We start from the raw sequence: 10,293 nt of genomic DNA, 5'->3' as shown, positions 1-10,293 counted from the left end.
TACGAGCGCCGCGCAAACAGGCCGGACACACGTCTGCTTCTGACCAGTGCGAAATTACTTCAAATATGTCTTGCTATGCAGGAGCTATCCACACACGCCATTCGTGCAGACCGCAGCATTTCGATGTCCTAAACGTCGATGTGTGGCCCACACGAGCCATTCATCGCGCTATTTCGATCCAGCTGTGCGGCCATTCAACCTAGTCTCACTCCCCAGTTTTAATCCCTGACAGGCCTGGTTGGGTGATCCTCATCCTTGACGCCTTCAGCCCATCGGAAAAGCCTTCGGCATCGCCATAATCAACGAATTGCGCATAATAGGCATGATGCGCGCCAACGCGAGCCGCGTGTTTGATCGGGCACCAGAACGCCTCTGACCGTCCTGCCACCTCCTGCACATAGCCGATCAGCCCATTGCAATAGCCGCAATAGACGCAGTTCAGCTTTTGCAACCAGTTGAGATAGGCAAGATGGTGCCGGTCTACCCGGATGAAATCGGCGCGGCCTACCTTTTCGATCCCGTAAACCGGAAAGCATACCGCCTGGTAGATCGTGACAAACAGATCCAGCAGGGCGAATGGCAGAATGAGGCTATATATCACCGGCGCAGTGATAACCGTCATCGGCCTTGTTCGGCGTAGAAAAGTCAGAAGCCTGACGCGCATCTCACGGTGGCGTCGCCGCATCTCGGCATCGAACACTACCTTGCCATTCTCAAAGCGATATTGGAACGCCTCACGGCGCGCCTCGAACTCTTTGTCCAGTTCGCCCTGCAAGTCGCGGATGCGCTTCAGCAGCTTTTCGGTGGCTGTCATCTCGGGGCTCTCCGTCTTGGTCAGTCGTGATCAACCTACGCTGCTTGTACTTAAAAGAAAACGCGCCGGGGCAAGCTCCCGACGCGCCGCAAAATCCGTAGCGTGCGTGACCGCACGCCTTCCTGCTGCGAGGCAGTACCGAAATTCGCGATCCTTCAGCATTTTTGCATTCTGCAAGCGCACGCAACCAGATTTTATCACTGCTGTTGCAGGCTCTCTCCGGTCATAAGAGGCGGTGCGGAATTGCACCTGTGGGCTAGCAATCTGGCCGTTGAAGACGGCCCAGAGCATGCGTAATTGGGCTGCCCCTATTCAGAGGTCGAGCTCCCGTTAAAATCATAGTCAGACCGTGAACAAGGGAGATGAATGATGGAATATTTTGCCGGTTTGGATGTGTCACTTCGCTCATGTGCCATCTGTGTCGTCGATGCCAAAGGCAAGGTGATGCTCGAAAGGGAACTACCCTGTGAAGTTGGCGATATCGCCGATTGCCTGAACACCTCCGGTTATCCGATCGAGCGCATTGGTTTTGAGGCTGGCACGCTGAGCCAGCATCTCTTTTATGGTCTGACCAGTGAAGGTTTTGATGTCGTCTGCATGGAAGCCCGCCAAGTGAACGCTGCCCTTTCAGCGATGCGCAACAAGACCGACAAGAACGACGCGCGTGGGATTGCCCATGTTCTGCGAACCGGCTGGTTCAGCCCGGTCCACATGAAGAGCCGAGAAGCGCATGGTGTGCGGGCCTTGCTCAGCACCCGCAGAGCATTGCTCAATAAGACAATCGATCTCGCCAATGAAGTGCGCGGGCTGTTGAAGATCTTTGGCCTCCGCCTTCCCAAGACAGTGCAGCATGGCAACTTTGACGGCCTCGTCCGTCCGGTGATTGAAATGGATGAGATCCTGGCGCATGCGATTATCCCGCTGCTCGATGCGCGTCGGGTCTTGTATCAGCACTTTCTTGAACTGGACCGCCGTGTCAAACGTGCCGCCGCCCGGGATGAGGTTTGCCTCCGGATGATGACCGTTCCCGGTGTCGGGCCGATTGCGGCGCTGACCTTCAAGGCTGCCGTTGACGATCCTGCGCGCTTCAAACGGGCTCGCACGGTTGCCGCGCATTTTGGACTGACACCAAGGCGCTATCAATCTGGTGAGCATGATAGTCCTGGCAGGATTTCGAAAGCCGGAGACCGGGATGTCCGAGCGACGCTTTACGCGGCCGCGAATGCACTGCTGATGCGCACGATGGCGGGCTCTCAGATCAAATCTTGGGGCATGCGATTGATGCGAACCAAAGGACGCCGCCGCGCCGTTGTCGCGGTGGCCAGAAAGTTGGCCGTCCTGCTGCATAGAATGTGGTCAGATGGCACCGAGTTCCGTCCGGCAGAGGTGGAGGGCACGGCATGATCTGATCCGCCACCCGCCAAAGCCGAACGGGATCGTCCCTCACCGGACGAGGTCTGTGGAAGAAGCCGAAAATGGCTGCTGCACAACGAGAAGCGCGTCTCAGAGCAAGGCTCTCCGCTACCAATCCGACACATGCGTGCAGCGATGCCCGATGGCATCAACCAGACTGCGAAGAGAAGCGTGACCCGGATGAGTGACAATGATCCACGAGAAGGAAGGAAAATGAGCTTGACCCAAACGCCCAATTAGAGAAGCGGACATCGATGTGTCGCGCGGCGAACGACAACTTCGAACCCAATAGTTGCAGATGCTGCAGAACGCCCAGTCGGCAACAACCGGCGGAAGCCGACCTTGATCAGTATTGCCAAAGTGGCTGCGGCACTTTCGCAGACGAGATATTTGAGTGCGACGCAGAATATTGGATCGCCGACTGTCGCTTTAGAAAACTTCGCGTCCACTTGGGAACCAAGTTTCGAAATGTTCTACAATTGACCTAAATCAACGCAGCTTTGGGTGGAGAGGCGTTAGCAAGAGAAAATATCATCGGTAGCGCTAACGCGCGTGGCGTCAACTGACGCACATATCAATTGATATTCAGTCTAAATCGACGCCATCAAAGGACCCTCGACATGCCTATCCACAAAGTTGATCTCAACGACCAATCCACTCTTCGGGATATCTATGCCACGGGTGTCTCTGAAAATAGCCTTCCAAAGTACCGCATGCCGGACGGCCGCGCTGAGCCGCATGCCGCATACTCTTTGGTGCGTGATGAACTGCTGCTGGACGGCAATGCTCGTCAAAATCTGGCGACGTTTTGCACAACATGGGTTGAGGATGAAGTTAAACAGTTGATGACTGACGCTGTCGACAAGAACATGATCGACAAAGACGAATACCCTCAGACCGCCGAGATCGAAAATCGTTGCGTCCACATTCTTGCGGACCTGTGGCACGCTGAAAAATCATGGGAGACTGTCGGGTGCTCGACCACAGGCTCAAGCGAAGCGGCCATGTTAGGTGGCTTGGCCTTCAAATGGAAATGGCGTGCGCGGCGCGAGGCCGAGGGTAAGGACACAAGCAAACCAAATATCGTCACGGGCCCAGTGCAGATTTGTTGGAAAAAATTCGCACGATATTTCGACGTTGAAATCCGTGAGGTGCCGCTTGAAGGCGATGCGCTTGGCATACAGCCCGAAGACCTACGCAAATACTGCGATGAAAACACCATCGGCGTGGTTGCTACACTGGGTGTTACCTTTACTGGCATCTATGAGCCGGTCGAAGCTCTGGCACGCGAATTGGACGCAATGGAGCGTGATCTTGGGCTTGATATTCCGATCCACGTCGATGCGGCATCGGGCGGTTTCATCGCACCGTTCATTCAGCGCGACCTCGTGTGGGATTTCCAGATCTCTCGCGTCCGGTCGATCAATGCCTCAGGGCACAAATACGGGCTGGCTCCGTTGGGTGTTGGCTGGGTCATCTGGGCGTCCCAACAAGATCTGCCTGAAGATCTAATCTTCTACGTGGATTACTTGGGCGGCAACATGCCGACATTCGCGCTGAACTTCTCCCGCCCGGGCGGTGAGATCATTGCACAATATTACAATTTCCTACGCTTGGGCCGCGAAGGCTATACTGCCATTCAGCAAGCATGCTCCGATACAGCGCAATGGTTGGGTGCAGAACTGGCCAAGATCGGGCCGTTCGAAATGGTCTATGATGGTCATGGCGGCCTACCTGCCGTTGCTTACAAGCTGACAGATGCCGATCATGGCTTCACACTTTACGATCTATCAGAACGGGTACGGATGCGCGGATGGCAGATTGCGTCCTACCCGCTGCCATCGAACCGCCAGGAAACTGTCGTTCAGCGCATCCTGATACGCCACGGGGTCACCCGTGATCTGGCCAGCCTTCTTCTTGATGATATGAAGCGCGCGATTGAGCATCTGTCAAAGAATCCGATACCCAATTCCACCGCTGGACCGGGGTTCCATCATGGTTAAACCGGGAAACCTCTTGAGGGCAGCAGGGAGATTTGCTGCCCACCTCTCATTGTTGCCACTGCTCCTTGTCAGCGGACCTGCATCGGCGCAGGATGCAGGCATCTCGACGTCACAAAGCGTGGTCGGACAGATATTTGACAAGATCGAACCAGTTACCGAGTCTGGGCTTCACGGCTTCTTTCAACTTCTGGACAACCAGCCAATTGCCTACGTTCTGCTTGCGTTGGCGCTTGGTACACTGATCGGGAAGCTCAGTTTCAAGACGATCTCTCTTGGCTCGACAGCAGGGACGTTGCTTGTGGGGGTCGTTCTTTCGATGATCGCCGAGGCGGCCTACGGCATCACCTATTCTATCCCCGGAATTCTGTCCTCTTTCATGCTGTTGCTGTTTATGTACGCACTCGGATTGAAAGTTGGCCCTCAGTTTTTCTCCGGTTTGCGAAAAGGCGGCTTGGCATTTGTCGGGATAGGCGTGATCGTCTGGGTTCTGAACTGGGTCATCTGTTATTTCGGGGCAAAATTGGTCGGCTTGGCGCCCGGCTACGCAACGGGACTGATATCGGGAAGCTATACCATCACAGCCATCTTGGGCGTTGGTCAAGGTGCCATGGCCAGCGGCGCTTACGTGCCCCCTGAAGGCATGACCGTTGAGGAAGTCGGCGCGAACATGGCCGCCGCTTATGCAATCAGCTATGTGCTGTCGACTGTAGGTATCATCCTTTTGATCCGCTACCTGCCCCGTATCTTCGGCTATGATGCTGCAGCAGACGCCAAGCTGGCTGAAGCCGAGTACACAGGCGGTGCCATACATCCAGTGCCGGGTGCTCCAGGGGCATTGACGATGAGCGCGTCCCCTTATGACCTGCGTGCCTTCAACGTGACCCATGATCGCTTTTTGGGGCGTAACATTTCGGAGTTGGCTGCTGATTTTCCCCATGTACCAATTTTGCGTGTCGTGCGTGATCACAAAATTGTGGAATTATCCAGTGATCCCGTGATCGCTGCAGGCGATATCGTAACAGTTCGCAGCGATGTGCATGATCTGATCCTTGAGGAAGGCGAACTCATTGGCCCTGAATCCGATGATCTTCTGGCCCGAAATGTGCCTTTGGAAGTTGCCGACGTCCATATCGGGTCACATGCTGTTTCTGGGAAAACTATAGCTGAACTGGAAAGCCACGGCACTGGTGGTATAGAAGTTCAAGCCTTGTTTCGAGCAGGAAATGAGTTGCCATTGGGCCCCAACAGCGACGTACGTTTCGGCGATGTGCTGCGCCTGACAGGTCCGGATGCTGCCATCAAAGCTGCAGCGAAACAACTTGGCGGGCATGCGATTTTGCCGACAATGAAATCCGAAGTGCTCTATCTCGCGCTTGCCATGTTGGTTGGGTACTTGGTCGGGATCGTCACAGTCACGGTTTCCGGCATCCCCTTCGCGCTCGGAACGTCCGCTGGTGTGATTATGGCCGGTGTGGGCGTCAGTTATTTCCGGAGCCGGAATCCGAACTTCGGTGGTCCCGTACATGAAGGCGCGCGTAGTTTTCTTCAGGACTTTGGGCTGAATGCTTTTGTGGCTGTTTTGTCAGCCAATGTAGGTCCCAAGGTTATCTCTGCCCTCGGCGGCGACACAATCATGTGGCTTGCGTTGATCGGGGTAGCAGGGGCACTTATACCGCCACTCGTCGCATTTTGGGTCGGAGTAAAAGTCTTTGGACTAAATTCGATTATTTCGGATGGTGCTACAACTGGCGGCAGAAACAGTACCCCCGGCCTGAACGCAATCATGGAAGAATCTAAGAGCTCTGTCGCTGCTGTTCCCTATCCAGTCAGCTATGCCCTCACGACCGTGCTTGCATTGATTGGCGGCTATTTTTCCATGATCCTGTTATGACATATCAATTTACCAAGCTGTTGACACAAGGATTGCGAACTTAACAAACGGCAGCGCCCCGCCCAGCGAAATGAAGCGGGGCACTGCCTCGTTGCTCCAGCCACGGGGCGGTACACGTTTCGCAGCAGTGCGTAACTGCAACTGCACAAGGCCAGTTGGCCCCAAAAGCAGACCTCGGTGCATAACGCAGCTAAGGTCCGGTTTCCTGAAGGTTTTTCGATGCGGGCCGTGGTGCGACGTTGACAGCCAAGAGATGGCGGCCCGCGTTGACAAACCTCGGAAGGACGAAGCCGTGAGGGGCTTGATGAGCGCTATGGGGAAAGAGCGCTGGCGGTCGATACCACGCTGATCGAGGTGGTGGCGGCTATGTTGTCGGCGGCGTTGACCGGCGGTGGGTTTCTGCCTTTCGATGCTGGCGAAAAGGTGCGTTTCACCCATATGCCAGTGGGAAGGCGAACCGGGGCCCGCGGGGCGCAGGGTGACATGACCGGCGCTGCGCAGGCCAGTTGGCATGGATGCATGCAGGGAGACGGGCGGTTCGTCATGCGGCCTGCTCCCGTGGTGGGGCGCGCGACATGGGTTTCTGGCCGCGACGGAATATCTCGATGATGCGCATCGGGCCGCCGCAGCATGGGCATGGTTCACGCAGGGTGAGCGGAATGATCTCGCCCACGGGTTCCGGCAAGGCAACCGGGTCAGCCATCGGGACGCTGAGCAGCGCACGGATTCTGTTGATATTGACCTTGCGGGTCGCGCTGGCCAGCAAGCCGTAGTGTCGGATGTGGTGGAACCCGTCGGGGAGGACGTGCATCAGGAAACGGCGGATGAACTCTGGTGTGGCGAGACGCATGACCCTCGAGCGGTCGCCGGTCTTGATACGGTAATCCTTCCATCGAAACGCGACTGTCTCGGCGTCGGCGCTGATCAGGCGGGTGTTGGAGATCGCAACACGGTGGGTGTATCGGCTGAGGTAGGCGAGCACCGCCTCGGGGCCACCGAAGGGAGGCTTGGCGTAGACGACCCATTCGGTTCTACGGAATGGCTTGAGCCAGACGGCAAAGGCATCCGGGATCTCGAGGCGTTCGAGGGCGCCATAGAAGGCCAGTCCCCCGGCGCGATGCAGGGCCAGCAACCCGTCAAGGAAAATCCGCCGGAACAGGCGGGACAGCACGCGGACGTGCAGGAAGAACCCGGGCTTGCAGGCGACCCATCGGGTGCCGTCCGACGAGAGCCCTCCGCCCGGCACGATCATGTGGATGTGGGGGTGATGCGTCAGCGCCGATCCCCAGGTGTGCAGAACGCTGGTCATGCCAATCCGGGCGCCGAGGCGCTTGGGATCGGCTGTAATGGTCATCACCGTTTCCGCAGAGGCGCGGAACAGCAGGCCATACACGGCCTTCTTGTTCCAGAACGCGATCTGCGCGATCTCGGCTGGCAGGGTGAAGACGACGTGGAAATACTCCACGGGGAGAAGGTCCTCGGCGCGCGCGGCCATCCAGTCGCGCGCCGCTGGCCCCTGGCACTTCGGACAGTGCCTGTTCTTGCAGGAATTGTAGGCGATATGGTGGTGGCCGCACTTGGCACACCCGGCCACATGCCCGCCGAGGGCCTCGGTCCGGCAGGCTTCGATGGCTGACATCACCTTGAGCTGGGTGAGGCTGACGTGCCCGGCATTGGCCTGCCGCCACGCAGGACCATGGGCACGAAAGATATCAGCGATCTCCAGCTTTGGCCGGGGCACCGGCCCCGGGGTGCTACTGCATTCCTCGTCGCAGGGTCTCGTCTTGCAACAACTTGATCTGCTCGTAGGGGCTGACCGTGCTGCGGATCGTCTTGGTCGCCACTTGGGTGTAGCGCGCCGTCGTGGTCAGCTTGGCGTGTCCCAGCAGGACCTGGATGACCCGGACGTCAGTGTTGGCTTCCAGCAGATGCGTTGCGAAGCTGTGGCGGAGGGTGTGCAGCGTGGCTGCCTTTTGGATGCCGGCCATGTGCTTGGCCGAAGTGAAGGCCCTGTTCAGCTGGCGCGGCGACAGCGGATTGATCTTCGGCTTGCCCGGAAAAAGCCAGCCCTCGGGCCGCGACTCCCGCCAGTAATCGCGCAACAATTCGAGCAGATTGGGCGACAGCATGGCCTTGCGATCTCTGCCGCCCTTGCCCTCATCGACGTGGATCAGCATGCGATCACTGTCGATGTCCGTGACCTTGAGGTGGCACACCTCGGAGGCCCTTAGCCCTGCGCCATAGCTGATGCCAAGCGCGGCCCGATACTTGAGCCCGGGCCCGGGAACGGCGGCCAGCAAGTCCGCCACCTCCTCGACGCTCAGCACCACCGGCAACTTGCGGGGTTTGCGGTGAAACTGCATGAAACGCCTCATCTCGTCGCGCCCACAGGTCACACCGAAAAAGAACCGCAGGGAAATGATCCGAACGTTGAAGGTGCTGGCCGATACCCCGTCCTCGGTCATCTTCAACTGATATGACCGTAGTTCTTCTGGTGTTGCCGTGTCCGGCGAGCGTCCAAGGAAAGCGGCGAAATGCTTCACGTTCCGTATGTGGGCCTTCTGGGTCTTATCGCCCAAGCCGCGGATGTTCATGTCTTCGATCATCCGCTGACGCAGCGGTGTCACTCTCTCCTCTGTCATGGGAGCCTCCTGTCTGATGATTGAGAAGGCCCCAATCGTCAGGCAGGTCGCCGAGATCACAAAACGCGCAGCCCCATGAGGGCTGGGCTACGACATCAGCCACGCGCGTCAATGCCGCGGAGCGGCTTAGTCCTTCCGCCGATTCTGTTCTCTAATCTGTCAATGTGCTTCTTTCAGTTTTGGGGGCAATTGACGTCTGAGGTTGCCTTGGTTCTCTTCGAGCTCACGGGCTCATGATGGGGTTGGCTGGGTGTGGGCTGGCAATGTTGAAACCGCGATCAGATCGTTAATCAGCTCTGTCGCTACAGAATCGGCGCCATATTCCACGCCCTCCCTCGGGCGTCGTCCCGCATGGGAGTTTTATGGTAGGAATCCTCGGTTGTTCGGGTTCTGTTTACGCAACCTGGAATTCGGTCTGATCGCGCATCATGGCATGCAGAATGATCGCAAGACGTCTGGCCAATGCTACCCGTGCCTTTCTCATTGTCGAACGCTGTCCAATTGCACGCGCCCATGACTTGAGCTTCAGTGGTCCCGCATATCGCGTGAGCATCACATTTGCGGCCTCATAAAGCATCGTTCTAACGCGCACATCCCCACGTTTGGAGATGCTGCCGGTGTAGTCTACTTCACCTGATTGGTGGCGTCTGGGAACAAGCCCAAGGTACGCACCCACATCTCGTGATCGCTTGAAGCGTTTCGGATCATCGATGGCTGCCGCAAATGCCAATGCCGTGATTGGGCCGACGCCTGGCACTGTCATGAGGCGCGCACAAACTGCGGACTTGCGGGTCATTAACTTGATGTCACTGTCAATGGCAGCCACGGCCCTCAATATCGCTTCGCGCGCTGCAAACAGACCCCGCAACGCGGCATTCAGGCCAGGGACGCCATCGCTGACCTTCAACGCCGCGTCTTTGAAGGCGGGCGACAGCGCGCGTGGAAGGCGCACGCCGAACACGACAACCAGCCCTCGGATCTGATTATCGATGGTCACGCGCAGTCCGACCAGCTTCTTGCGGGCCGCGATCAGCGCACGGATTGCATGAGCTGACAGTGACTTAACGTGGGTCGGTTTGTAAAATCCTGTCCGCGCCAAATGTGCCAAGCCCCGAGCATCATTTCGATCTGTCTTGTGTCCCGCCAGAGATTTTAGAGCCTGATACGCCTGCCTGCTCTCGATGCAAACAACCGGAACACCAAGCTCCGTCAAGCCGTGGAAAAGCATTGGGGCCATCCGTCCAGTCTCAAAAACAACTTTGGAACATGGTGGTCCGGCGACGAGAAACGCGGCGATCGCCTTTGGCGCCGAGGATGCTTTCCCTTCCCGGATCAACGCGCCTTCACGATCGAGGATGCAAATATGCGTCTCTTCCATGGAAACATCCAAACCAGCAAAATATTCCATCGGTCAGTCTCCTTTTCAATGACATGAACATCAAGAATAACAGAGGTAGCTAAGCGCTGATCCTGATTACGCCATGTTGAAAAACTCTGTGCTGCATCTGCAAATTTCGAAAAATTGGGAAA

At 57.0% G+C, this 10,293-nt stretch carries 7 protein-coding genes; 3 read left to right on the top strand and 4 right to left on the bottom strand.

All coding sequences use genetic code 11. The features are described 5' to 3' along the window. Window positions 1–205: 205 nt before the first annotated feature. On the bottom strand, window positions 206–814 hold the full coding sequence (locus CHB75_RS20055; RefSeq protein WP_089273803.1) for a hypothetical protein: 609 nt from the start codon (window positions 812–814) through the stop codon (window positions 206–208). A gap of 369 nt (window positions 815–1,183) precedes the next feature. On the opposite strand from CHB75_RS20055, the gene CHB75_RS20050 reads away from it, so the two are divergent. The 3 genes from CHB75_RS20050 (at window position 1,184) to CHB75_RS20040 (ending at window position 6,121) form a co-directional block, all read left to right on the top strand. Further along, complete coding sequence (locus tag CHB75_RS20050; protein WP_089273805.1) at window positions 1,184–2,218, top strand: IS110 family RNA-guided transposase; 1,035 nt, start codon at window positions 1,184–1,186, stop codon at window positions 2,216–2,218. A 629-nt stretch (window positions 2,219–2,847) separates the two neighbouring features. After that, a complete protein-coding gene (gad, locus tag CHB75_RS20045) occupies window positions 2,848–4,230 on the top strand; it encodes a glutamate decarboxylase (RefSeq protein ID WP_089273801.1) in 1,383 nt (460 codons plus the stop codon). Further along, entirely contained in the window at window positions 4,223–6,121 is a 1,899-nt protein-coding gene (locus tag CHB75_RS20040; RefSeq protein WP_089273799.1) for an aspartate:alanine exchanger family transporter, read from the top strand. The genes gad and CHB75_RS20040 overlap by 8 nt, the downstream gene beginning before the upstream one ends. Before the next feature lie 541 nt (window positions 6,122–6,662). Here CHB75_RS20040 and CHB75_RS20035 read toward each other — a convergent pair. The 3 genes from CHB75_RS20035 to CHB75_RS20025 all read right to left on the bottom strand — a co-directional run bounded on the left by CHB75_RS20035 (window position 6,663) and on the right by CHB75_RS20025 (window position 10,171). Beyond that, window positions 6,663–7,862 (bottom strand): IS91 family transposase, encoded by a 1,200-nt coding sequence (locus CHB75_RS20035; protein WP_089273797.1) that lies wholly within the window; start codon window positions 7,860–7,862, stop codon window positions 6,663–6,665. 13 nt (window positions 7,863–7,875) lie between these two features. Next, entirely contained in the window at window positions 7,876–8,763 is an 888-nt protein-coding gene (locus tag CHB75_RS20030) for a tyrosine-type recombinase/integrase (protein WP_089273795.1), read from the bottom strand. Window positions 8,764–9,157: 394 nt separating this feature from the next. Next, window positions 9,158–10,171 carry an IS110 family RNA-guided transposase gene (locus CHB75_RS20025; protein ID WP_089273793.1) on the bottom strand — a complete coding sequence of 338 codons (1,014 nt, stop codon included), beginning with the start codon at window positions 10,169–10,171 and terminating at the stop codon, window positions 9,158–9,160. Window positions 10,172–10,293 lie beyond the last annotated feature (122 nt).

It is taken from the genome of Puniceibacterium sediminis (genome assembly GCF_900188035.1).
In the GTDB taxonomy this organism is placed as follows: domain Bacteria; phylum Pseudomonadota; class Alphaproteobacteria; order Rhodobacterales; family Rhodobacteraceae; genus Puniceibacterium; species Puniceibacterium sediminis.
Note: the sequence above shows the minus strand (reverse complement) of the source record. Positions and strands in the feature narration are given on the sequence as shown.